The following is a 23,644-nucleotide window of genomic DNA, read 5'->3' on the forward strand; positions in this document are numbered from 1 at the left end:
ATGCCCAATTTAGAGGAACTTTGGGCTTACCTGAATGATAAATTCCGTGAAGAATTGACCCCGGTCGGTTACAGCACATGGATCCAGACAGCAAAACCCGTCAAATTAACCAAAGATAAACTCGAAATTGAAGTCCCAGCTTCTTTACACAAAGCTTATTGGGAAAAGAATCTCGTGACCAAGGTAGTCGAAGGCGTTTACGAATTCGCGCAACTTGAAGTTGATCCCGTCATCATGACCAAGGATGAGTTGCAGCCAGCTCCGGCTACAGATCAACGTCCTGCGGTTGAGGAAGACGATCAAAATCTGACTTTTAAGGCAAAAACCCATTTAAATCCGAAATATACGTTTGACCGCTTCGTGATTGGTAAGGGCAACCAAATGGCCCACGCGGCTGCTTTGGCGGTTGCTGAAGCCCCTGGGACAACATACAACCCTCTGTTTATTTATGGTGGCGTCGGTCTTGGCAAAACCCACTTAATGCAAGCGATTGGTAATTTGGTGCTAGGTAATAACCCAGCAGCCAACATAAAATACGTCACCAGTGAGAATTTTGCTAATGACTTCATTAACTCGATTCAAACCAAACAACAGGAACAATTTCGGCAAGAATACCGAAATGTGGACCTGCTGTTGGTAGATGATATTCAGTTTTTTGGTGACAAAGAGGCCACACAGGAAGAATTTTTTCATACCTTCAATACGCTGTATGAAAATATGAAGCAAATTGTTTTGACCAGTGATCGCCTGCCTAACGAAATCCCCAAACTTCAAGAACGGTTGGTTTCGCGGTTTAATAAGGGCTTGTCTGTCGATGTCACACCGCCAGATCTGGAAACACGAATCGCTATTTTGCGGAATAAAGCCGATGCTGAAGATCTCAGCATTCCAGATGACACCTTGTCTTACATTGCTGGTCAAATTGAAAGTAACGTACGTGATCTCGAAGGTGCGTTAGTACGCGTTCAAGCCTTTTCAACCATGAAAAACGAAGATATCACGACCAGCTTAGCCGCGGATGCCTTGAAAGCCTTGAAACTTGATGACCGCAGCGGACAATTGACCATTCCGCAAATCCTGAATGCTGTCGCGAAATATTTTCAGCTGACGGTTCAGGATCTTAAAGGAAAGAAACGCGTCAAACAGATTGTCATTCCGCGCCAAATCGCGATGTATCTAGCGCGCGAAATGACCGATAACAGTTTACCGAAAATAGGTCAGGAAATCGGCGGCAAGGATCATACAACCGTCATCCACGCCCACGAAAAAATTATGGCTTCAATGACAACTGATGAGAATTTAAAAGCTCAAGTGATCGAATTGCGGAATATCTTAAAAAACCGCGGGTAATGCACATGTGGATAACCTTCAAAAACAAACCATTTTATCCGTCGCACTTATCCACAAGTGCATAACTTTCTCAGTTGTTGTTTCTCAAAGTTTTCCACAGTTTGAACACGCCCTATTACTATTACTTCAAAAGCTTTATATTATATATATAAAAGACGTTCAGGAGGCTCTTATGAAATTTACGATCACCCGATCCACATTCTTAAAAACCTTGAATGATGTTTCTCGGGCCATTTCAACCAAAACCACCATTCCGATTCTGACTGGATTGAAAATTGTGCTCAACGATAGCGGCTTAATCCTCACTGGTAGTGATGCCGATATTTCAATCGAATCACGGATCAACGCAACGGATGAAAATAATGATCTCCAAATCGGAAGCACTGGTGAAATCGTCTTGCCAGCGCGTTTCTTTAGCGAAATCGTTAAACGTTTGCCAGAAAGCACAATGACGCTGGAAGTTAAAGACAATTTCCAAACCGTCATCACGTCTGGGGCATCTGAATTTACTATTAATGGTTTGGATGCCAATAACTATCCGCGGTTGCCAGAAATTACAGCCGATGCAGCGTTGAGTGTTTCAGCTGATGTGTTACGTCAGTTGATTAACCAAACAGTTATTGCCGTTTCTAATCAGGAAAGTCGACCAATCTTGACAGGGGTTCATCTGACAATTACCGGCGATCAGTTGGTAGCTGTTGCGACTGATTCCCACCGCCTTGCGCAACGTAGCCTGACTTTACCAACAGCAAGTGCCTCGGATTATGACATCATTATTCCAGGGAAAAGTCTGACAGAACTTAGCCGCATGTTAAGCGATGACGTTGAAAAAATCGAAATTCGCATTGCGGAAAATCAAGTGCTGTTCGTGTTTGGGCAAACGGCCTTTTATTCACGCTTACTTGAAGGCAACTACCCTGACACAAGCCGACTTATTCCAACATCCAGCAATACGCAAGCGGAATTTGACGCACCAGCATTGCTGGCCTCCATTCAACGTGCCAGCTTGCTGAGTCACGAAAGTAGCAACAATGTGGTTCGGCTTGTCCTTAATATCGCTGATCAAAAAGCGACTATCTACGGTAATTCGCCAGATGTCGGTAATGTTGAAGAAGTACTTAGTTTCAACAAACTTAGCGGCGAGGATCTAGAAATCTCGTTCAACCCTGACTATATGAAGGATGCTTTGCAAGGATTTGGCCAAACGGCAATTGAAGTTGACTTCACCGCACCATTGCGACCATTCACTTTGGTTCCAACAGAAGACAAGGAACGGTTTATCCAACTCATCACGCCAGTTCGAACGTTCTAACTAAACATGACTTGAAAACGCCTTTACCGAAAAGATTCGGTGAGGCGTTTTTTTGACGAACTTATGCTTCATGAAATGAACTGATAATGTGCGCATCAAAATGCAAAGCAGCCACATGATCCGTTAGCCAACATCAGCTTTTTTGATGGTACTGAGTCGTTTTATGGGTCTTTTTTCGTCCCACTTTAATCAAAGGTGATGATAGCAGACTTTGATTGTTGGTTTGTTCACAAATGGAACAGTCATTTTTTCTGTAAACCTAGGTCAAACGGATGACTTTCATAAAGTTTCACGATCAATCGAATATTTCTATTTAGAATTCCTAATGACAAATAATCGAAAGTTGCGTTGAGAGCGGTCAAAATCGATAGAAATCAAAATTTAGCCGATTTTGGCCTTTCTGGGTCTTTTTAGTCTAGGGGGACGCACAACGTTCAGATTGCCTCAGAGCCGCTTTAATGCCGTTTTAGAATTGTGTTTTAAGTAGTATAAGGGTATAATTAATTTGTGTTCATTGACGACAAATCGCGGTTTAACGCGGTTTGTCTAGCACTTTTCGGAATGGAGGGCGACAGCAATGACAACAATCGAAATCACGACCCCTTTTTTGACCTTGGGCCAGTTTCTGAAAGAGGCGGGATTGATCGATAGTGGCGGTGCGGCCAAGTGGTATCTGGGTGAAAACTCAGTGACAGTCAACGGCGCAGCTGAGGAGCGACGTGGGCGTAAGCTGTATCCAGATGATCAAGTCAGCGTGGCCGGCCAAACATACGTGATCGTGAGCGCATGAAACTGGATCACTTGGTGCTGAAAAATTATCGCAATTATGCTGCTGTTGATACAACATTTTCACCAGAAATCAATGTTTTGATTGGGGCAAATGCTCAAGGCAAGACGAATCTGCTTGAATCAATCTATGTTTTGGCATTGGCTCGCAGTCATCGAACCAACAATGATAAGGAACTGATTCGCTTTGGTAGCGAGTTTGCACGGGTTTCCGGGCAAGTTTCGCGACAAAGCGGTTCCCATCAGTTGGAGTTGATTATCAGTCATCAAGGCAAGCGTGCCCGGATTGATCGCATCGAACAACCGAAGCTTTCCCAGTATTTAGGGCATTTTAATGTCATCTTGTTTGCACCTGAGGATTTAGCCATCGTCAAGGGCAGTCCGGCTGGGCGGCGTCGCTTCATCGACATGGAGTTTGGCCAGATGAGTCCCAAGTACCTTTATAATCTGAGCCAATATAAAACGTTTTTGAAGCAGCGCAATGCGTATTTGAAGCAGCTTAAGTATCATCAGGCCAAGGATCTGGTTTATCTGGATGTGTTGACTGACTCGCTTGCAGCTTTCGGGGCAGAGCTAATTACGGCGCGCGCTAAGTTGTTGGAGACGATGTCGGATTATGCTGCAACGATTCAGCAAGATATCACCAAGGGGCGGGAGTCATTGCATTTTTCTTATCAAACACAGGTTGACCCCAGTCTTCGCGGTGACAGTGAGCAGGTTTACACTGCTTTGGGCGAGATGTTTGCCAAGCAGCAAGCGCGCGAAATCGAACAAGGAACCAGTTTAGTCGGTCCCCAGCGAGATGATGTGTTGTTCATCGTCAATGATAAGGATGTTGCCAATTTTGGCAGCCAAGGGCAACAACGCACCACAGCATTGGCTGTTAAGCTGGCAGAGATTGACCTTATGAAGGATCAAACCGGCGAATATCCAGTGCTATTACTGGACGATGTGTTGTCAGAATTAGATGCGGCTCGCCAAACCCATTTACTTAAGGCCATTCAAACCAAAGTCCAAACCTTTTTAACCACCACAAGTTTGGAAGGCATTCAAAAAGAAATCATCGCAACCCCTGCAGTCTTTAAAGTTGATGAGGGGACATTAGCAAGAGCGTAAACCAGCCCGGTTAGAAACCGGAGTGTAAGCGGGCCTGAACGTGATGACCGTATTTTGGCCATTGCGTTCAGGTTCCTTACACGCAGGTTTCTGGGCTGGTGAACGCGTTTAAAGCAGAGCGTGAACAGGCACGTTTAGAAACCGGAACATAAGTGGGCTTGAACGTGATGGCCGGTTTTTGGCCATTGCGTTCAAGGTCCTTATGTGCAGGTTTCTGTGCCAGTGAACGCATTTTAACAAGGAGGATAACCAGTGACGGACAAGAAAGAAACGGCCGAAGAGAAGAAGGATGAACTGGCGGCTGAGTATGATGCCAGCCAGATTCAAGTACTTTCAGGACTTGAAGCGGTTCGGAAGCGTCCAGGAATGTATATTGGCTCGACAAGCAGCCAAGGCTTGCATCATTTGGTCTGGGAAATCATTGATAACGGGATTGACGAAGCGCTGGCTGGGTTCGCAACGCGGATTGAAGTTGAAGTTAACCCAGATAATAGTGTGACGGTAACAGATGACGGTCGCGGGATTCCAGTCGATATCCAGTCTAAAACCGGACGGCCAGCACTTGAAACGGTTTATACCGTTTTACATGCCGGTGGTAAATTCGGCGGCGGCGGCTACAAAGTTTCCGGTGGCCTACATGGTGTCGGGGCATCAGTCGTGAATGCGTTGTCGACTGATTTGGACGTCACGGTTACTCGTGGTGGCAAACGTTACTACATTGACTTTATTCGCGGCAAGGTGAACACGCCGATGAAAGTGATTGGCACGGCACCGGAGCACGAACATGGCACCAAGGTTCATTTTCTGCCTGATCCGGACATTTTTACCGAGATTAGAACATTCGATGATAAGATCCTGACCACCAGAATTCGCGAACTGGCTTTCTTGAACAAGGGTCTCAAGTTGACCTTTACCGACAAGCGCGCGGCAACGCACGAGAAGCTGGTGTTCCATTACGAAGGCGGCCTCAAGTCTTACGTTGACTTTTTAACTGAGAAAAAAGAAAACCTGTTACAAGAACCAATTTATGTGGAAGGACAAGACAAAGGCATCACGGTGGAAGTCGCGTTGCAATACACCAACGACTATCACAGCACCTTGTTGACGTTTGCCAACAACATCCATACGTATGAAGGTGGCACGCATGAGACCGGGTTTAAAACGGCGCTGACACGGGTCATTAATGATTACGCTCGCCGGTCTGGTGCGCTAAAAGACAGCGATGATCCGTTAAGCGGGGATGATGTTCGTGAGGGCTTGACGGCGGTTGTTTCCGTGAAGCATCCAGATCCGCAGTTTGAAGGGCAAACTAAAACCAAATTAGGGAACTCGGATGCCCGAACGGTGGTTGACCGTACCTTCTCTGACCACTTCAATAAGTTTCTCATGGAACACCCAGCTGATGGCAAGCTAATCATTGACAAAGCCATGCTGGCCAGCAAGGCACGTTTAGCGGCTAAGCGGGCGCGTGAAGTGACCCGGAAAAAGAGCGGGTTGGAAATTTCGAACCTGCCTGGTAAATTGGCCGACAACACCAGTAAGGACCCAGAGATCTCTGAATTATTTATCGTCGAAGGGGATTCCGCTGGTGGTTCTGCCAAATCAGGGCGTAGTCGCCTGACGCAGGCCATTTTGCCAATTCGTGGGAAAATTCTGAATGTCGAAAAGGCTTCAATGGAACGCATCTTGGCCAATGAAGAAATTCGAACCTTATTCACCGCGATGGGTACCGGTTTTGGGCAGGACTTTGATATCAATAAGGCTCGATATCACAAACTGATCATTATGACCGATGCCGATGTTGATGGTGCCCACATTCGGACTTTGTTGCTGACGTTGATTTATCGCTACATGCGGCCAGTGCTTGACGCTGGCTATGTCTACATCGCACAGCCGCCGTTGTATCGGTTACGCCAAGGCAAAATGACGCAATATATTGATTCCGATGAAGAATTGCAAGACATTCTAGGCCAGTTGCCGCCGAGTCCAAAGCCAGAGATTCAGCGTTACAAAGGGCTTGGGGAAATGGACGCCAACCAGCTATGGGAGACGACCATGGATCCGGATAATCGGCGCTTACTGCGGGTATCGCCAAAGGATGCCGAAGCTGCAGATGGCGTTTTTGAAATGTTGATGGGTGATCATGTTGAACCGCGGCGTAAATTTATTGAAGATAACGCTGTGTTTGTTGATCCGAACAACATTGATGCTTGATCGACTAGTTTAACTAAGTCAGCTTTTGCATGAGAATTTTTGAGAGGAGACTTTTCGCTTAATGGATGATCGCCAAGAAAGCCGAATTACCAATGTGAACCTCGGCGAAACAATGCGTAAATCATTCCTTGAATACGCGATGAGTGTCATTGTAGCGCGGGCCTTGCCTGATGTGCGCGATGGCCTCAAGCCGGTTCAACGGCGGATTCTGTACGGTATGAATGAACTCGGCGTGACGCCGGATAAACCGTACAAGAAGAGTGCGCGTATTGTTGGGGATGTCATGGGGAAATACCATCCGCATGGTGATAGCTCGATTTATGAAGGGCTCGTACGAATGGCACAGGACTTCAGCTATCGTTACATGCTGGTCGATGGCCACGGGAACTTTGGATCTGTCGATGGTGACGGTGCCGCTGCGATGCGGTATACCGAAGCTCGCATGAGCAAAATAGCAGTCGAGATGCTGCGTGACATCAACAAAGATACGATTGATTTTCAGGATAACTATGATGGCACGGAAAAAGAACCGGTTGTTTTACCGGCACGTTTTCCAAATCTGTTGGTCAATGGGGCGACTGGGATTGCGGTCGGTATGACGACCAATATTCCGCCGCATAATCTGTCAGAGACTATCTCGGCGCTGCACGTGTTGATGGATAATCCAGATGCCACGACAGCTGACCTAATGCAGGCACTGCCAGGACCTGATTTTCCAACCGGCGGCGTTGTGATGGGTAAGTCAGGCATTCGCCATGCTTATGAAACTGGCCGCGGCACGATTGTTTTGCGCGGGAAAGTTGATGTTCAGACGGAGAAGTCTGGCCGTGAACGGATCGTGATTACCGAGATTCCATATATGGTTAACAAAGCCAAAATGGTTGAACGGATCGCAGATTTGGTTCATGAAAAGAAAATCGATGGGATCGTAACCTTGCGGGATGAATCTGACCGTGACGGGATGCGGATCGTCATTGATGTGCGCCGTGATGCCAGTGCATCAGTTATTTTGAATAACTTGTACAAGCTCACGCCACTACAAACCGGCTTTTCATTCAACATGGTGGCAATCGTTAATGGTGCGCCCAAAGTGTTGAGCTTGAAACAGATCCTGCAATATTATCTGGATCATCAAGAAAACGTCATTCGTCGGCGGACGCAATTTGACCTGCGTAAGGCCAAGGCTCGTGAGCATATCCTCGAAGGATTACGGATTGCGCTTGATCATATTGATGAAATCATCACGATTATCCGTAGTTCTGAAACTGGCGACAAAGCAAAAGTCATCTTGATGGACAAGTTTAAGTTGTCCGACAAGCAGAGCCAAGCAATCTTGGATATGCGGCTGGTTCGGTTGACCGGTTTGGAACGCGAGAAGGTTGAAAGCGAATATAAAGATGTTGAAGCAGCGATTGCTGATTATACTGATATTCTTGCTAGACCAGAACGTGTTCATCAGATCATCTACAACGAATTGCTGGATATTCAGAAGAAGTTCGGCGATAAGCGCCGTACTGAATTACTGGTCGGTGAAGTGCTCAGTCTTGAAGATGAAGATCTGATCGAGCAAGAAGACGTGGTCATCACGTTGAGTCATAACGGCTACGTCAAGCGATTGGCAACCAGTGAATTCAAGGCACAAAATCGCGGGGGTCGCGGTATTCAGGGGATGAACGTCCATGATGACGATTTCGTTGAACGCCTGATTTCGACTTCCACGCATGATGTCCTGCTCTTCTTCACCAACAAAGGTAAAGTTTATCGCAGCAAGGGTTACGAAATTCCTGAGTACGGTCGAACCGCAAAAGGGATTCCAATTATCAACTTGCTTGGTGTCGGTGCCGGTGAAAAGATTCAAACGGTTATCAACGTGCATGAAGGCGAAAATGATGATCGTTATCTCTTCTTCGTCACGCAAAAAGGCGTTGTTAAGCGCACACCGGTGAAGGAATTCGCCAATATTCGCAGCAACGGACTGATTGCGTTGAATCTCAAGGATGAAGACGAACTGAATAATGTCATCCTAACGTCCGGACAAGATAATATCCTGATCGGGACGCATCTGGGTTACAGTGTGACCTTCAAGGAACAAGACGTTCGCTCAATGGGACGTTCAGCGACTGGGGTTCGAGGTATTCGCTTACGTGAACACGATTACGTAGTGGGTTCCGATATTCTCAAACCCGATTCCGAAGTCTTTGTCATTTCAGAAAAAGGTTACGGTAAACGGACGGCAGCGAAGGAATATCCGATTAAAGGTCGTGGCGGTAAAGGGATCAAGACAGCCAACATCACCGCCAAGAATGGTCCGTTGGCAGGGGTCACTACCGTTGATGGTACCGAAGATATTCTTGTTATGACTGATTCTGGTGTCATGATTCGCTTCAATATTCAAAGTGTTTCGCAAACTGGCCGAGCAACGTTAGGGGTTCGTTTAATTCGAGTTGACGACGATGCCAAGGTTGCAACGATGGCCAAGGTTGAACCGGAAAGCGACGATCCAGACGATGGCAGCAAGCCAGATCAGCCAACTAGCCCGACAGACGCTTCTGATGCACCAACCTCGCAGCAGCCAGCTGATGGTTCGTATGCTGGCGATGCCGATCAGCAAGTGAGCCAATTGCTTGATCGCGCTGAGGCTGATCAACCAGAGCAACATGATACTGGCGACCAGCCTGAATAATCTAATAATGCTAGCATCAATTGAGCTGATTCACGCTCAATAAAAATACCGGTCGAAATGGCAATTTGCCACTTCGACCGGTATTTGTTTGCGTACAGATAATCTCAAATCGTGAAGGTTGATTGGTTGCCCATGCGCGCCTTAAGTTCATGGATGATCTTAACGCCGCTGCTGGTACCGATGCGAGTAGCACCAGCTTTAATCATTGCCAAAAAGGTATCAACATCTCTGATACCGCCAGCCGCTTTGACTTGCACTTGATCGCCGACTGTTTCTTTCATCAAAGCCACATTTTCGACAGTGGCACCGGCTGGGCCAAAGCCCGTCGAAGTCTTAATAAAATCCGGACCGACGTCCTTAGCAATAGTTGCCATTTTGATAATTTCCGGCTTGGTGAGATAGGCGGTTTCAAAAATGACTTTGCACGGTACATTGACCGCATGACAGACAGCAACGATTTGACGCATTTCATTTTCAAGATAACTGTATTGCTGTTCCTTAAGCGCCGTGATATTGATCACGTAGTCAATTTCGTTGGCACCGTTTTGTAAGGCGTCTTTGGTTTCAAAAACTTTGGCCGCGATGCTCGTTTGGCCTAAGGGGAAAGCAATTGCGGCGCCAACATCAATGTCGGTACCTGCTAGTTGTTTCGCACAAAAAGCCGATTGGACTTGGTTAATCGCCACCATTTTAAAATGATATTGTTTGGCCTCGTTGCAAAGCTGGCGCAAATCTGCGTGAGTTGCATCTGCATGTAAGTTTGTGTGATCAATCATGCGACTGAATTGATCTAAAGTATAAGCTGTCATGATTTTTCCTCCAAAGTTGAATTCGGTTACATTTAGCATACCACTTTTTGCGTAATGTATATCTGACAGCGATAAATAGTACGGTGTTGTGCAAGCAACCATGCAGAAGAAAGGCCATTGCGGTCAAGGTCCTTATGTGCAGGTTGCTGCACCAGTGAACGCGTTTAAGGCAGAGCGTGAGCTGGTGCGGTTAGAAACCGGAGCATAAGCGGCCTTGGGCGTGATGACCGTCCTTTGGTCATTGCGGTCAAGGTCCTTATGTGCAGGTTGCTGCACCAGTGAACGCGTTTAGAGGAGGAGAAGCGAATGTTGAATAGTGTGAGTCTAACAGGGCGGTTGACCAAGGAACCTGAAGTTTTCCGAACGGCTAACGAGCTTGATATCGTCCGATTTACGTTGGCGGTGAATCGCGTTTTCAAGAATAAAACGGGACAGCGCGAGACTGATTTTATTGAGTGTGTCATTTTTGGCAAACGCGCCTTAACTTTTGCGGGATCAACTACCAAAGGGTCATTGTTGGGTATTTCAGGGCGGCTGAGTAATAATCATTTTGAAAATAAGCAAGGTGAGCAAGTGTGGCGGACCGCTGTCGTCGTTGATAATTTTGCTTGGTTGGAGTCGCGAGCCACGACGGAAAGCCGCCGGGCAGGGACCTTGCAGGCGACAGGAACAGACGACGTCATGCCAGTAGAGGAAGGCACCCCGCCACAGGTCGCAACCGACGATCTGCCATTTTAGTGGTGGTATTCGCCGCGGATCTATGCTACAATTTTAAATCGTGAGTATCCGGCTATTCTATAGCCTTAGTACTCTCCTTGCTCCGGCAAATGACCGGGGCCTAAAGTCCATAAGGAGGTGAATCGTCATGGCTGAAACCAAATATGAAGTCACTTATATCATCCGTCCAGATTTGGACGATGCTGCAAAGACTGAATTGGTTGAACGTTTTGACAATATTTTGAAGGAAAATGGTGCCAACATCATTGATTCCAAGGATTGGCAAAAGCGTAAGCTCGCATATGAGATCAACAAGTACAACGAAGGTCTCTATCATATCGTGAACTTGTCCGCAGAAGATGACAAAGCGATCAATGAATTTGATCGTCTTGGCAAGATCAACAACGATATTCTGCGTCACATGATCGTGAAGCGAGAAGACTAATCGTAACTTTTTTGAAAGGGGCGCTACGGCATGCTTAACAGTGTTGCATTGACAGGTCGATTAACCAGAGATGTTGATTTGCGTTACACGCAAAGTGGCACGGCTGTCGGTTCTTTCACGCTGGCCGTTGACCGCCAGTTCCGCAGTGCAAACGGCGAACGTGAAACTGACTTCATCAATTGTGTGATCTGGCGTAAGTCTGCAGAGAACTTTGCAAACTTCACCAAAAAAGGATCTATGGTTGGAGTTGAAGGCCATATCCAAACGCGTACGTATGATAACGCGCAAGGACAAAAGGTCTATGTGACCGAAGTCGTCGTTGAAAACTTTGCGTTGCTGGAATCCCGGGCAACGACTCAACAGCGGCCGTCCGAACCGGCAAATCCAGCTGGCCAAGGTAATCAGAACTATGGCGGCGGGCAGCAGTTTGGCAATAACCAACCGCAGAATCCGCCAAGTTTTGGTTCACAAGGCGCCCCGAACAATGCATCATCATCGAATCCGGGTCAAAATCCGGCAGCAAGTCAGAACCAAGGAGGCAACTCCGCGGCTAACCCTGCTAATCCCGATCCGTTTGCTAATAATGGCAAGCCGATCGACATTTCCGATGATGATTTGCCATTCTAAGGTGTGACGCAAAGTCGCACTAACCGCGGTAATCCCTTCAGGCGAAGGGTTATCTAAGTGGAATCTTTGATAAGGGAGGAATTCTCATGGCACAACAACGCCGTGGTGGCCGTCGTCGTCGTAAAGTCGACTTCATCGCCGCAAACCACATCGAATATATCGATTATAAAGACACGAACTTGTTGGATCGGTTCATCTCAGAACGTGGCAAGATTTTGCCGCGTCGGGTAACCGGCACCAGCGCTAAGAACCAACGTAAGCTGACGATCGCAATCAAGCGAGCTCGGATTATGGGTCTTCTGCCATTTGTTTCAGAAGATTAATTGGTATTCGAAAGGACGTTCCTGCTTAACTGGCGGGAGCGTCTTTTTTTGTGTGAGCGTGAATTGGCGCGGGTAGTAACCGGAGCGTAAGCGGCCTAAGTCGTGATGACCGGTCTTGGGTCATTGCGACTTAGGTCTTTACGTGCAGGATACTGCGCCAATTCGCGCGTTATGATGAATTTTGACGCCTTTAATTGTTATTTTCGATCCTGTCACAAAGAAGAGAAGTGTATGAGACCAATCGGTAAAATAGCAAGCCTTTTTCTCGAAATAAATTGAATACTGGCTAAAAACATTTTCTATCATGAAGCAGACCAATGTATGACGATTGCAGTATTTATCACAAGCTTATTGTTATATAAAATAACGAGATAGTTCTACAATAGCGGTGATCAGGAATACAGGGAAAAATGACATTATTGGTTAATAGAGGTGATCAAAATGGGGCTCACGTTAGCCACGATTCCGCTGGCTGTGACGAATCTGTCACGCATGCAGTTTGCGGTAACCGCGATCACGCATTTTCTATTTGTAACAACGACCATTGGCATGTTGTTGACGACGATGATTTTTGAATTTATGTACGCGTATGGCCGTGGCGATACTGAAAAGTATGGCCGGCTGACCTTATTCTTCAGTCGGATTTTCTTCTTCAGTTTTGGGACAGGTGTTGTTACCGGGCTGATCATGGAGTTTCAATTTGGGATGAATTGGTCGGCGTTTACGCGGTTGATGGGTGATGTTGCCGGTGTACCACTGGCGATCGAAAGTATGATTTCCTTCTTCGTTGAGTCGACCATCATCGGTTTATGGCGCTTTACTTGGGGTAAGTTGCCAAAACGAGCACATGCTTGGTTAGGCGTTGGGATGTTGGGTGCATCGCTTTTTTCCATTGTCTGGATCATTGCAATCAATGCATTCATGCAAAATCCTTATGGTTTCCGTCTGGAAGGTGGCCGTGCACGGCTCACGAGTCTGATTACGTTATTACAGAACCCGCAATATCGGCCGGAATTTTTGCATGTTTTATTCGCGATCCTGATCACCGGCGGATTTTTGACAGCAGGGATTGCTGCCTGGCAGATTCTGCACAAGCGTGATACGTCAGCGTTCAAAATTGCCGTTCAAATTGGCTTACTCATTGCTTTGCCAGCAGCATTCTTACAGCCGGCACAAGGCGACGATCAAGGTGCCGCAACAGCAGCGTTGCAGCCGATGAAGTTTACCGCAATTGAAGGCCGGTATGAGACCGAAGGTAGTCCCACAACTGGGGCACCTTGGGCGATGGCTGCGCTGATCAATGAAGACACGCACACAACCAAGGCCGTGTCGATTCCGAACATGGGGACTTACTTCGGCAAGAACACGTTCACTGGCACCATGCCGGGCATGAACGCTGTTGCCAAAATGTATCACGCAAAGTTCGATAAGACGGTTGCCAAGTCGTACGATGGCCAGATGACTTATTATCCGCCAGTGACCCTGCTGTTCTGGACCATGCATTTGATGGTTTATGCGGGGTACTTCTTCACGATGTTCGCGTTGTTTGCGACGATCATGCTGCATCGGCGGCAATCGGCAATCGAAGATCATCCCAAAACGTTGCGGACACTCGGTTGGGTACTATGGCTGCCATATTTGACCTTCACATCTGGCTGGATCGTTGCGGAAGTTGGCCGATATCCATTTGTGGTTTATGGGCTACTCACGCAGTACGATGCGGTTTCACCGAGTGTGACCGTCACTGAGGCTGGTACAAGTCTGGCCTTGTTCTTAATGGCCGATATCTTCTTAGTGACCACGATGATTTACATTTCACATCGCACTGTTAAACGCGGTTTGCCGCAAATCACCGGTGATTATCCAGAAGATCGCACAATTCCGGATCCATTTGCAAAGGAGGCGTTCAGTCATGCCTAGCCTTTCAAATTTACAAGTGATCTTTCTAGGTATCATTTCGACTGAGCTGATGCTATTCTTCGTTTTGGACGGCGCTGATTTCGGAGCCGGCATGGCGACATTCTTTGTTGGCGATGATCTATCCAAGCGTCAACAAATTATGAAGGTTACCGGACCAGTTTGGGGCGGTAATGAGACTTGGGCGGTCACCGCCTTTGCAGTGATGTTTGCGGCTTATCCGGGGTGGTACTCAGCGTTAACATCCGGTTATTACCCACTCATCTTCCTTATGCTGTTCTTTCTGATCTTTCGCGGGGTCTCGTTTGATTATCGCAATCAATGGCACAGTCGCCACTACAATCGCTTCTGGGACTGGGCACTTTTCATTGGCAGTTTAATGCCACCATTCCTGTTAGGCATTATCTTTAGTTCCACAGTAAGCGGCGTGCCGATTCGCAATGGCTTCGTCTACGCCAGCATGGGTGACATTCTGACGCCATTCAGTATCCTCGGCGGCATTCTGGCTGTTCTCTTAAGCCTGAATGTTGGTTTGAATCGGGTCATCAAAAAAGTTACCGAACCGGTAGCAACAAGTTTGACCGTTGCGTTAAAACGAACCACTTGGATCCTCTATCCAGCGCTCGTCTTGTTTGCCATCTTATTGCCGTTTAACACGCAGTTCTTTACCAACCGACCTGTCATCGTCACGTTACTGCTGATTTTACTGGTGGCCTTCCTCGGTGTTGAAACGTGGGCAATCAGCCAACAACGACGGCGTGTAGCCTTTTGGCTTAGTGTCGGCACCATGGCCAGCTTCATTTACACCATTTTTCTAGGGGTCTTTCCAACCCTGATTGTTGGCCGAACGGCGGGTACCTCCATTACGGCGTTAACAGCAACAAGCGGTCCGGTTTCTCTGTTATGGACAGCGTGGTTGTTCGGCTTCACGATTATCTTGATGGTGGGTTTGCAGGCAACAGCCTATCACCTAATCAATAAGTACTACCACGAGCCGGCATCGCCAATGATATGAGCGGCGGCGAAAGGAAGGTGCATATGATGAAAAAGATCTGGATCAATATCTTCTGGGGGCTGTTAGTCGTCAGCTTCTGGCTCTATCAGCTCTTCTGGCCATTATTCTGGAACCCGATCAGCAAGTTCTATGGCATGGTGGCGTTGTACAGCATTGCTGCCATTGCTTTCGGTTTTGCAGTTCGGGCTACACTTAAAGGCTATGGGCGCCAGAAGGCTTGAGTGTTATGAACAAAGAAAACCGCTGCGACTTCATGATCGCAACGGTTTTTTTGAATGCTGATTTGGCGTTGGTTATTGGCTGACTTGATCGCTATCTGAAGGCGTTAAAAAACTCAGGATGATCAAGCCGACAAAGGTGATTGAGATCCCAAGGGCTGGATAAAAATAGATGCCAATAGCAGTGATGCCAATTGATAGTGGGAAAAAGATTGAGGATAGAAATTTAAAAGGAAACATCTGCGCAATTTTTTGACTAACAGCAGTATGCACGTGTTCAGGTGTTTTTCTAATGGCATCTGAAAGCCATAGATACGATAAACTCCAAAAAATGAAGACAAACAAATATAGATACTCCGGTCCAGTAGCTTGTGGAAACTTCCCGACCCAACCAGTTGCGACAGGCAGTAAGGACATGCTAAAAAGCCACAAGTTGTTAATCCAATAAACCTTTTTTGATATTCTGAGGGCTAAGGCAAACATGTAGTGATGGTTGTACCAAGCCACCCCGACAAAAAGAAAGCTGACAATATAAGCAAAAAAATAAGGTAATTGATGGATAATACCCGTCCATTTTGCGGTTTCCGGGGTTTTAAACTCAAGCACCATAATGGTAAGGATAATGGCTACGACTGCATCTGTGAATGCTTCAACTCGACCTTTATTCATTTTTTCCTCTTTATCGTAAACTAAGAATGATTCGACAATAAGATCATTTGATCTGAGTTTACTACTGTTTGTTTCTGAGGACACTTTTTAAACCCCAAATATGGGTCTGAAGAAGCGGACAGATAAGCAAGCTCACTAAGCGTTTTTGAGTTTCTGGTGAAAAAAGTTTTATCTCTCTTAATATGAAAAAATTGCGACATCATTTGTTGGTGAGTGGCGCAGTAGCAAACGTTCATAAAGGTATATTTTTCATCGCGGTTTCCTACTGTTAATAATGTGTGATTTTCGACTTTTAGTCAAAGCCATAAAATTGAAAAAGCATGCGTTGGGAAACAACTGAAAAAGGTCGAAGCTACGTTAGCCAATCGACCTTTAAGTTGAGAAACGTGAATTATTTTATTTGTGTTTTTCGGAGACTTGAAGACTGACTAAAAGACTATTGGAGCATAATGAAAACAAAGGTATTAGAACAAATGCGTACCGTGATTTCATCAAAAAAATCGTTGCAAAACAAACAGTCATGATCAAGAGACTACCAACGTTTGAAAAAAGATACGGTTCATCACCCTTAATATGCTTAATAAAGTTAGCATTTCCATAGATAAGCAAGAATATAGGGATCATTAATAGTTCAGGACTGTGCAACATACCGCCGAGAAAAAAGGGAATATAACCACCATTCAGAGACAAGGCGATCTTACCAGTTTGATCTTCGGAAGTGTGTTGAGCCCATAGCAGCATGCCTAAAATAGAGAAACGCAAATACATTTTAAAAGTAACTTTATCAAGCAATAAATCACCCCGCCAAGAAAACGCTTTCTAAACGATAGGATACACAGAGGGAAACGACTTGTCAATGTGTTTTAAAATCAATTTATAACTATAAAAATATAATTAATATATAAATGAGGCGATAGTTATTGAATGTATTGCTTGTATAAACACACCTGAAATTTAAAAAGCGAATCAAAAGTGAAGCAATTGTTCAGTGTGAGACCGTCATTTCATCGGTGACTGCTTCTACGTTCATGTCTGCTGGCTCCCGCGATGGTTGCAAGCAGAAGCAGGACTGCCGCCGCCAAAGCAAACCAAGTCCAACCGGCAATGGGAACATGAGCATCTGCCAAATAGCCAAAGCCATACATGATAACAAGGTGGCCGCCAGCAAGGACTAGTGCAGCGAACGTCATGCTAAGGCGCTGCCAGATTGTGACGGCGTTGGTGAACCAAGCCGTGACCATGACTAGTAGCTGTGCCAGCAGCAACAAAGCCATGGGAAGCTGTAAAATTGAATTGAGATAAGCCATCGTATCTGTCTCCTTTAAGCGTGCCATAAAGGACGGATCAGTTTCGCATTTTGGTGCCTATATCCTAATCATACCAACAAAAATTCAGGCTTGATAGTGTTATACTACGTCTCAATTGCAGACAGGTAGCGGGGTTGGCATACTATGAGACATTAGCAGCCAGCAAAAATATCACGCAAAAAAAAGCCTGTCAGAGGATCAACTCACTGACAGACTAATTTTCTAAAGCAGACGTAGAGGAGTGCGTTCGTTGAAAAAACAATATCAACCACGTGTGGTTATCCTAATTGTTGGGGAAGACTTTTAAGATGATGTTTATGCAGACGCACGACAATCATAATAAGCAGAATCAGTAGCATTATTGAAATAGCCCCACGTTCAATACCAAAGACGCCGCCATTCAGCCATTGTGTATTCGATGTCGGTGTCGAGGTGATAAATAAGCGGATGGCAGGAAAGCCGGAGACGACTGTCCCGAAGATAATTCCCTCCGAAAAATGCCATGCTGCATTGATAGCGCTACACAGCCAAATATTACCAGAGATCAATCGAATTTCGGACATCAAAACACTGAATAAGAATAGACTTAGTGCAGCATAGACATCAAATCCTGCATTAACGACATGTAAAAAAACATACAAAATTGAGTTTGTTAAAAAAGCGAAGACAACACGTTTCTTTTTAAGCCAATACCCCATCAGATAGCCACGGCATATTAATTCTTCAGCGATTGCCTGAATCGTATAGCCAATCAAAAAGAGAAAAAAGACGGGTAGATAAGACCATTGATAGTTGAAGATTAGCTTGTAACCACCCAAAAGTGTGATGATGCCCCAGTTAATGAGAACAGCTGACAAGCCGATTAATGAACCTAACACACAAGTTTTAAAAGCGACTTTAGTTGAAAATTTGATCATTTGCAACTGGCTTTTATGACGTTGCCACATCAAATAGGCACCTAGAAATTGAGCTACGAAACCTATTAGTATGATAAAACGCGTATCCAACAGTGTTGCTGTATTCATGGATAGCAAACCAAGCAACATACCAACTGCAAGTGAAGGCAGAATTCCCCAGCCAATCGCTGTCAGTGACACCGCTATGATTTCTTTAAGCAAAGTTCTGTTATCGACCATATCCTCACCATAAAAAAGAGTCCTGTATAAAGTCTAATCTTCATAGAGGATTCTTCCCTTTCATGAAAAATAAGTAATATTAGTGACGTGGAAAATTTCGATGATTGCCTTCGTTAAACCCAGCGACAATATCATCAATGTGGCCAAATGCTTCTTGAGCTAGGCCAATTCCGATGTCAACCCAACCTTTGCGTTTGCTGCCACCGGTCACGGCAGCGCAATCTTGAAGTGAAAGCGTGGAAAACATAGTTAATGATGTCATGGAATACCTCCGATTTTTTCAGTATTTGGTAGCAACAGGGAAACACCAGATCAGCAATGACCAGGTCCGCCATATTTATGTGCCCGGCAGTAACCTGCATCACCTGCTGCGGCCCAAATGATACCTAGTTCTTTGCCGACGCCGCGCCAGAAGTCACTTGAGCCGTCCCCTCCAACTACGAGTTGAAGCTCTTGCATACTTAATTCGGTTAAAGATAATTGTTTTACCATTTTGTCCCTCCTAATATTTAGCCTTGCCTAACTTTTGAAACGCAGTAATTCAAGGAGCTAGCTGTCCTAAAAACAAGTTACAATAGTGCACAGGATTTTTGGTGAGTTTTATATAAACGCTTGTTATTCGCCGATAAACGTTAGAAAATTTGCTAAAATGCGTAAAAAGTGACGTTAAAAGCTATTTTTACGACGTTCATTTTTAAGAGACCATGCCCAATGGCTATTAGAAGAGGTAGATCGTGAGTAGTCCTGATTTAATCGGGCGAATAGTTTTTATCTCAACAATTGCGATACTGTGATGTTGCGTATGATTGCTAGCGGACGTCCCGAACAAGCAAACTAGTTGCTGATAAACTTTTCTCAATGCAAAAAAGAAGTCACAAGGAATGCGATCAAACATTCTTTGTGGCTTCTTTTAGATAACTCGGTAATTTTAGGTTGGGACCGTGATGTGATCCCAAGACGTGATTAAGGGTAGGTAAAAATTACCGGTGGATATAAACGTAGCTGCTTGCACCAGAGATGGTTTGGGTGTTCGGGCCGGTTGGTGAGCTGAAGCCCATGCCGCCTTGGCTGATCGTGACACTGTCACCAGAAACAGATTGGACATAAGCAACGTGACCATATGAACCATCGGCTGTCCATTGACCGCCAACGGATTGACCAGCGGCGAAGACGATGATTGAGCCGGCTGCTGGCGTGTGGTTAACAGTGAAGCCAGCTGCTGCGGCTGAACTGCCCCATTGTGCGCCGTTGCCCCAGCCATTACCAGCCCATGGTGCAACTGATTTGACGTACCAGGTGCACTGACCCCAAGGATAGGTGTTACCTGAACCACTGAAGTCAGCGTGGCTGCCACTGCCTGAAGCTGTGTTGTTGGTGATAACAGAAGAACTGTTGTTTGAAGAACTTGATGTGTTGTTGGCGATGGTGCTGGTTGAAGTTGCGCTGCTTGAACTGCTAGTAGTAGAAGAACTTGCGGTTGAAGCGGCAACGGTCTTCAAAGCGGCTTGGGTTGCAGCAGCTGCTGCAGACTGTTCTTGGGCAAATTGGCTTTGCAAAGCAACCAACTCATCTTTATGATCAGCAATTTGTTTATTCAAAGCATCTTGTTTATCGTTAGCATCTTTTTGTAGGGAAACCAACTGTGATTTCTGGGTTTCCAATGAAGCCTTAGTTGAAACCAGCGTCTGACGGGCATTTTCCTGTTCCGTCTTCAAGCCAGCTAATTTATCCTTGGCAACTGTCACGGCATCAAGCGCATCTTTGCTGGCTTGGCTAAGTTTGCCAACCGTCATGGTGCGGGCAATTAAGTCAGACAAGTTCTGGGAATTCAGAACAAAGTCGATATAGACATTGCCGCTGACAGAGTTGCCAGCCTTTTTTTGCAAGGAGATCAACTGATCTTTCAAGTTGTTTTTGCGTGCTGTGACATTCTTTTGAGCGGCAACAATTTCACCGCTGAGTGATGAAATCTTGGCATCAGTTGCGCTGATCTTAGCCGTTGCATCGCTGATTTGACCATTCTTGGTATCGATCTGCTTGTTCAAATTGATAACTTCTGTGTTCGCATCTTCAATTTGCTTCAACAGTGCATTGGTTTCGCTTTTGTTGGAAGCGATACTGTCGCTTGTATCAGCGAAAACTGGTGTTACGGCGCTAGCAGAACCTGCTAAGGTAACTGCAGCAACCAACGTGATCATGACTTTATTGAATTTCATTTTTGACCTCACCCTTAATTTGATTAACTAAAGGCTACTTTACTGTGTCAATGTTACGTCAGCGTTACAGGACTGTTAGGAGTTGGTCTCAATCTTCATTTGCGCTTCAAAATTGCGATCATGAACGTTTTTAATCCCAATTTTTGATGAATTTTGTATGAAAAAAGCAGCGCCGTGACGACGCTGCCTGACAAAATTGTAAGTTATTCGTTTGATTTCAGGGCTTCGACCATGTCCACCCGTTGGAGTCGACGATGCGTGAGCCAGGTGACGACGCCGGTGAAGGCCAACATGAGTAACGTGGCCGTGAGGTAGCCGACAATGCTGATCGTGAGTGGGAAAACCACGGCCTCGGTTTCGGCTTGATACAAAATGTAGGCTGTCAGCAAATTGCCGAGCAGATAGCCGAACACGATGCCGATCACTGTCAACACAATGCTCTCGCGACTGATGTACATGGTGACCTCGCGATCGAAAAAGCCCAGCACCTTGATTGTGGATAGTTCCCGAATGCGTTCCGAAACGTTGATGTTATTCAGATTGTACAAGACCACGAATGACAAAACCGCACTGAGCAGAATAAAAATCAAAACAATAGGATCTAACATACCGCTCATATTGCTTAACGTTTTCTTTGCTGTCGTCGTGAAACTAATCCCGACAATCGCGTGATGATTGAGCAATTGCTTAGCGAGTCGATCATTTTGTTTGCTGCTTTGGGGCTGCAAGCGGACTAGCAAGGTGTTTGGTTTCGCACTATTACCAGCGAGCTGGTGATAAGCGGTGTTGGAGAGATAGCCAAAATGGCCAACGTAATTCTTAGCAATGCCTTTAATTGTGAATCGCTTGCTCTGACCATTAGTTGTGGCGACTTTAAGGGTATCGCCCGTTGTCACGTTGAGTGCCTTAGCCAGTTTGCTGGTGATCACGATACCGTGGCGCGGCAAGGTCAGTTTGCGATTTGACGCCGTTGAACGGAGACTGACATAAGGTTCAAGATCGTTGCCGTTTGCTGGGGCAAACAAATTAACATCGCTCAGGCTATGGCCTTTAGCACTGAGCTTAGCCACCGCGCCGCTAACCGTGCCCGCGCTGCGATAAGCTTTGCTTTTAGCCAGAATGTCGCGGGCCGCAGCTGGCTTTTTGCCATCAGCCAATCGCACAATGGCTTGATAATGGATGACATCACCATACTGTTGAACACCAGTAGCAGTGATTGAGTCTTTGATGCCAAACCCGGTGAGGATCAAGGCGGTGCCGCCAGCAATCCCAAGAATGGTCATCACCAGCCGTGATTTGTATCGGAAAAGATTACGATAGCTGACTTTTTGGTTAAAAGACAGACGCGACCAAAGCGGCGTGATCCGCTCCAGCAAAATGCGTTTGGCTGATTTCGGTGCTCGCGGCCGCATCAAGGCAGCCGGCTTTTCGGTTAGTTCATTGCGGACCACAATGGCGGCGGCCCCTAATGTTGCGATCAGCGCCAATAACAATGACAAGGCGATCAACGGCCATTGCAAGGAGACGACTTGTTGGAGCGGAATGTAATTTTTATACAAGCTCAAGACAATGCGCGGAATGCTCAAGTTGCCAGCAAAAACCCCGATGATCCCACCTAATAAACCAGCTAAGGCAGCATAGGCGAGGTAATTGCGCGCAATCGCCCATTTGCCGTAACCAAGCGCCTTGAATGTGCCGATTTGCGCGCGGGCTTCTTCGACCATGCGACTGACCGTGGTGAAAGTAATCAGCGCAGCGACAAGAAAGAAGAAAACTGGGAAAACATTGGCAATGGCGGCAATTCGATCAGCAGAACCGCCGTAATCGCCAAAGCCAGGCAGATCTTCCCGAGTTTGCCATGTGAGGCTGGTTGACAGTTGTTTGCGAGCTGTGACAGTGGCCTGTTGCTGAAAGGTTGATAGTTGCGGCTTGATAGCTTGATCGGCAGCTGCGGCAACGGCGGCTGCCGGCGTGCCTGACGCCGCTAATTGTGCTTGAGCTTTGGCCGTAGCGGTTTTGACAATGTTGGCATATACTGCTGCTCGCAGATCCTTTTCGCCTTGCGCCTTCACGCGCTGTTTCACCAATTTCATTTTTGTGGCAACGGCGTCCTTGTAACGGTTGCTGAAGGTATCGCGTGTTTGCAAAGCTGGGAAGCGAATGTTGAGCTGCGAGGCGACCGGCATCTTCATCTGACTTGCTGGGATGTAGGCAAAATAACGCACGGTGCCATCACCGATATTCGCTGACCCACGACTAGTGTCTTCGATGTAGGCTGGCGAATCAGCAAAACCGCTAATTTTAAAAGTACGTCGAGCAAGCTTGCTGCCGCCGGTGAAGGTGTAAGTTTGACCAAGTTGATAGCCGCTTTTTTTAGCTGCCGTGTCGAGGACAATCTGATTGGCTTGCGTTGGCAGCTGTCCGCTGGTGAGATGCAGTCGATTGATGGTTGTCCCTTTTTGATAGCCGTAAAGGGCAACAACATCGCTGGCGCGGCCGCCGATGACATACTTAAACTTGACGGCTTCTGCCTGCACGCCGCTAACTGATTCAGCGGCTTTAACTTGAGCCTTACTGACACCAGTCGTTGCCAGCAACTGACTATCAGCCAGATGATCGGCTTTCACTGTGGTGTTTAGAGAATCCTTAAGTGCCGGCCCCGTGGCCTTGACGCCGACGAACAGCAGGACACCTAGCATGATAATAATGACAATGGCGATAAACCGGCCCAAAGAGTCGCGAATGTTACGCCAAAGATTTTTAGTTAGTGGTTTCATGACGTTA

At 46.3% G+C, this 23,644-nt stretch carries 22 protein-coding genes; 13 read left to right on the forward strand and 9 right to left on the reverse strand.

Features of this window, described 5'->3' with window-relative positions; all coding sequences use genetic code 11:
- From dnaA to gyrA, 6 genes are all read left to right on the forward strand, one after another.
- Complete coding sequence (gene dnaA, locus AC07KQ_RS00005; protein WP_003568444.1) at window positions 1-1,350, forward strand: chromosomal replication initiator protein DnaA; 1,350 nt, start codon at window positions 1-3, stop codon at window positions 1,348-1,350.
- Between the two features lie 172 nt (window positions 1,351-1,522).
- Complete coding sequence (gene dnaN / locus AC07KQ_RS00010) at window positions 1,523-2,662, forward strand: DNA polymerase III subunit beta (RefSeq protein WP_003568447.1); 1,140 nt, start codon at window positions 1,523-1,525, stop codon at window positions 2,660-2,662.
- Window positions 2,663-3,239: 577 nt separating this feature from the next.
- On the forward strand, window positions 3,240-3,452 hold the full coding sequence (gene yaaA / locus AC07KQ_RS00015; RefSeq protein WP_003568449.1) for a S4 domain-containing protein YaaA: 213 nt from the start codon (window positions 3,240-3,242) through the stop codon (window positions 3,450-3,452).
- Entirely contained in the window at window positions 3,449-4,564 is a 1,116-nt protein-coding gene (gene recF, locus AC07KQ_RS00020) for a DNA replication/repair protein RecF (RefSeq protein WP_003572804.1), read from the forward strand. Before yaaA ends, recF begins: the two co-directional genes overlap by 4 nt.
- Window positions 4,565-4,816: 252 nt before the next feature.
- Window positions 4,817-6,778 (forward strand): DNA topoisomerase (ATP-hydrolyzing) subunit B, encoded by a 1,962-nt coding sequence (gene gyrB / locus AC07KQ_RS00025; protein ID WP_003568453.1) that lies wholly within the window; start codon window positions 4,817-4,819, stop codon window positions 6,776-6,778.
- Between the two features lie 61 nt (window positions 6,779-6,839).
- On the forward strand, window positions 6,840-9,461 hold the full coding sequence (gene gyrA, locus AC07KQ_RS00030) for a DNA gyrase subunit A (RefSeq protein ID WP_003581640.1): 2,622 nt from the start codon (window positions 6,840-6,842) through the stop codon (window positions 9,459-9,461).
- Between the two features lie 104 nt (window positions 9,462-9,565).
- On the opposite strand, the gene deoC is transcribed toward gyrA, so the two are convergent.
- A complete protein-coding gene (gene deoC / locus AC07KQ_RS00035) occupies window positions 9,566-10,270 on the reverse strand; it encodes a deoxyribose-phosphate aldolase (protein ID WP_003568456.1) in 705 nt (234 codons plus the stop codon).
- Between the two features lie 306 nt (window positions 10,271-10,576).
- On the opposite strand from deoC, the gene ssb (AC07KQ_RS00040) reads away from it, so the two are divergent.
- The 7 genes from ssb (AC07KQ_RS00040) (at window position 10,577) to AC07KQ_RS00070 (ending at window position 15,535) form a co-directional block, all read left to right on the forward strand.
- Window positions 10,577-11,008: a single-stranded DNA-binding protein gene (gene ssb / locus AC07KQ_RS00040; protein WP_003568458.1), complete on the forward strand. Its 432-nt coding sequence runs from the start codon at window positions 10,577-10,579 to the stop codon at window positions 11,006-11,008.
- Window positions 11,009-11,135: 127 nt separating this feature from the next.
- Window positions 11,136-11,432: a 30S ribosomal protein S6 gene (gene rpsF / locus AC07KQ_RS00045; protein ID WP_003568460.1), complete on the forward strand. Its 297-nt coding sequence runs from the start codon at window positions 11,136-11,138 to the stop codon at window positions 11,430-11,432.
- 30 nt (window positions 11,433-11,462) lie between these two features.
- Window positions 11,463-12,059 carry a single-stranded DNA-binding protein gene (gene ssb, locus AC07KQ_RS00050; protein ID WP_003568462.1) on the forward strand — a complete coding sequence of 199 codons (597 nt, stop codon included), beginning with the start codon at window positions 11,463-11,465 and terminating at the stop codon, window positions 12,057-12,059.
- An 86-nt stretch (window positions 12,060-12,145) separates the two neighbouring features.
- Window positions 12,146-12,382 (forward strand): 30S ribosomal protein S18, encoded by a 237-nt coding sequence (gene rpsR / locus AC07KQ_RS00055; RefSeq protein WP_003568467.1) that lies wholly within the window; start codon window positions 12,146-12,148, stop codon window positions 12,380-12,382.
- A 441-nt stretch (window positions 12,383-12,823) separates the two neighbouring features.
- The gene (locus tag AC07KQ_RS00060) at window positions 12,824-14,302 is read left to right on the forward strand and encodes a cytochrome ubiquinol oxidase subunit I (RefSeq protein WP_003568469.1); all 1,479 of its coding nucleotides are present in this window, start codon (window positions 12,824-12,826) and stop codon (window positions 14,300-14,302) included.
- Entirely contained in the window at window positions 14,295-15,314 is a 1,020-nt protein-coding gene (gene cydB / locus AC07KQ_RS00065; protein WP_003568540.1) for a cytochrome d ubiquinol oxidase subunit II, read from the forward strand. Before AC07KQ_RS00060 ends, cydB begins: the two co-directional genes overlap by 8 nt.
- Before the next feature lie 26 nt (window positions 15,315-15,340).
- Entirely contained in the window at window positions 15,341-15,535 is a 195-nt protein-coding gene (locus tag AC07KQ_RS00070) for a hypothetical protein (RefSeq protein WP_003568474.1), read from the forward strand.
- A gap of 72 nt (window positions 15,536-15,607) precedes the next feature.
- Here the strand turns inward: AC07KQ_RS00070 and AC07KQ_RS00075 are convergent, their stop codons facing one another.
- The 8 genes from AC07KQ_RS00075 to AC07KQ_RS00110 all read right to left on the reverse strand — a co-directional run bounded on the left by AC07KQ_RS00075 (window position 15,608) and on the right by AC07KQ_RS00110 (window position 23,637).
- Window positions 15,608-16,201 (reverse strand): TMEM175 family protein, encoded by a 594-nt coding sequence (locus AC07KQ_RS00075; protein ID WP_003572821.1) that lies wholly within the window; start codon window positions 16,199-16,201, stop codon window positions 15,608-15,610.
- Between the two features lie 396 nt (window positions 16,202-16,597).
- Window positions 16,598-16,993, reverse strand: coding sequence for a hypothetical protein (locus AC07KQ_RS00080; RefSeq protein ID WP_016386485.1), 396 nt, complete (start codon window positions 16,991-16,993; stop codon window positions 16,598-16,600).
- A 212-nt stretch (window positions 16,994-17,205) separates the two neighbouring features.
- Window positions 17,206-17,508, reverse strand: a complete 303-nt coding sequence (locus AC07KQ_RS00085) for a hypothetical protein (protein WP_003568478.1) — start codon at window positions 17,506-17,508, stop codon at window positions 17,206-17,208.
- Window positions 17,509-17,786: 278 nt separating this feature from the next.
- Entirely contained in the window at window positions 17,787-18,644 is an 858-nt protein-coding gene (locus AC07KQ_RS00090) for a CPBP family intramembrane glutamic endopeptidase (RefSeq protein ID WP_003568480.1), read from the reverse strand.
- Window positions 18,645-18,723: 79 nt separating this feature from the next.
- Window positions 18,724-18,906 (reverse strand): hypothetical protein, encoded by a 183-nt coding sequence (locus AC07KQ_RS00095; RefSeq protein ID WP_003568482.1) that lies wholly within the window; start codon window positions 18,904-18,906, stop codon window positions 18,724-18,726.
- Between the two features lie 50 nt (window positions 18,907-18,956).
- Entirely contained in the window at window positions 18,957-19,136 is a 180-nt protein-coding gene (locus tag AC07KQ_RS00100; protein WP_003659010.1) for a hypothetical protein, read from the reverse strand.
- Between the two features lie 488 nt (window positions 19,137-19,624).
- Window positions 19,625-20,860, reverse strand: a complete 1,236-nt coding sequence (locus AC07KQ_RS00105; RefSeq protein ID WP_003568484.1) for a cell wall hydrolase P40 — start codon at window positions 20,858-20,860, stop codon at window positions 19,625-19,627.
- Window positions 20,861-21,063: 203 nt separating this feature from the next.
- Complete coding sequence (locus AC07KQ_RS00110; RefSeq protein ID WP_003568486.1) at window positions 21,064-23,637, reverse strand: FtsX-like permease family protein; 2,574 nt, start codon at window positions 23,635-23,637, stop codon at window positions 21,064-21,066.
- Between the last annotated feature and the right edge of the window lie 7 nt (window positions 23,638-23,644).

It is taken from the genome of Lacticaseibacillus sp. YLM2-1, assembly GCF_056583465.1.

Bases quoted from the DNA above. Each gene is read 5' to 3' on its own strand.
- ssb (WP_003568462.1), top strand. From the start codon at position 11,463: ATGCTTAACAGTGTTGCATTGACAGGTCGATTAACCAGAGATGTTGAT.
- dnaA (WP_003568444.1), top strand. From the start codon at position 1: ATGCCCAATTTAGAGGAACTTTGGGCTTACCTGAATGATAAATTCCGT.
- AC07KQ_RS00075 (WP_003572821.1), bottom strand. From the start codon at position 16,201: ATGAATAAAGGTCGAGTTGAAGCATTCACAGATGCAGTCGTAGCCATT.
- AC07KQ_RS00100 (WP_003659010.1), bottom strand. From the start codon at position 19,136: ATGGTAAAACAATTATCTTTAACCGAATTAAGTATGCAAGAGCTTCAA.
- rpsF (WP_003568460.1), top strand. From the start codon at position 11,136: ATGGCTGAAACCAAATATGAAGTCACTTATATCATCCGTCCAGATTTG.
- dnaN (WP_003568447.1), top strand. From the start codon at position 1,523: ATGAAATTTACGATCACCCGATCCACATTCTTAAAAACCTTGAATGAT.
- AC07KQ_RS00110 (WP_003568486.1), bottom strand. From the start codon at position 23,637: ATGAAACCACTAACTAAAAATCTTTGGCGTAACATTCGCGACTCTTTG.
- AC07KQ_RS00090 (WP_003568480.1), bottom strand. From the start codon at position 18,644: ATGGTCGATAACAGAACTTTGCTTAAAGAAATCATAGCGGTGTCACTG.
- ssb (WP_003568458.1), top strand. From the start codon at position 10,577: ATGTTGAATAGTGTGAGTCTAACAGGGCGGTTGACCAAGGAACCTGAA.
- AC07KQ_RS00085 (WP_003568478.1), bottom strand. From the start codon at position 17,508: ATGGCTTATCTCAATTCAATTTTACAGCTTCCCATGGCTTTGTTGCTG.
- rpsR (WP_003568467.1), top strand. From the start codon at position 12,146: ATGGCACAACAACGCCGTGGTGGCCGTCGTCGTCGTAAAGTCGACTTC.
- deoC (WP_003568456.1), bottom strand. From the start codon at position 10,270: ATGACAGCTTATACTTTAGATCAATTCAGTCGCATGATTGATCACACA.
- AC07KQ_RS00105 (WP_003568484.1), bottom strand. From the start codon at position 20,860: ATGAAATTCAATAAAGTCATGATCACGTTGGTTGCTGCAGTTACCTTA.
- AC07KQ_RS00070 (WP_003568474.1), top strand. From the start codon at position 15,341: ATGAAAAAGATCTGGATCAATATCTTCTGGGGGCTGTTAGTCGTCAGC.
- gyrA (WP_003581640.1), top strand. From the start codon at position 6,840: ATGGATGATCGCCAAGAAAGCCGAATTACCAATGTGAACCTCGGCGAA.
- AC07KQ_RS00060 (WP_003568469.1), top strand. From the start codon at position 12,824: ATGGGGCTCACGTTAGCCACGATTCCGCTGGCTGTGACGAATCTGTCA.
- cydB (WP_003568540.1), top strand. From the start codon at position 14,295: ATGCCTAGCCTTTCAAATTTACAAGTGATCTTTCTAGGTATCATTTCG.
- AC07KQ_RS00095 (WP_003568482.1), bottom strand. From the start codon at position 18,906: ATGACATCATTAACTATGTTTTCCACGCTTTCACTTCAAGATTGCGCT.
- yaaA (WP_003568449.1), top strand. From the start codon at position 3,240: ATGACAACAATCGAAATCACGACCCCTTTTTTGACCTTGGGCCAGTTT.
- recF (WP_003572804.1), top strand. From the start codon at position 3,449: ATGAAACTGGATCACTTGGTGCTGAAAAATTATCGCAATTATGCTGCT.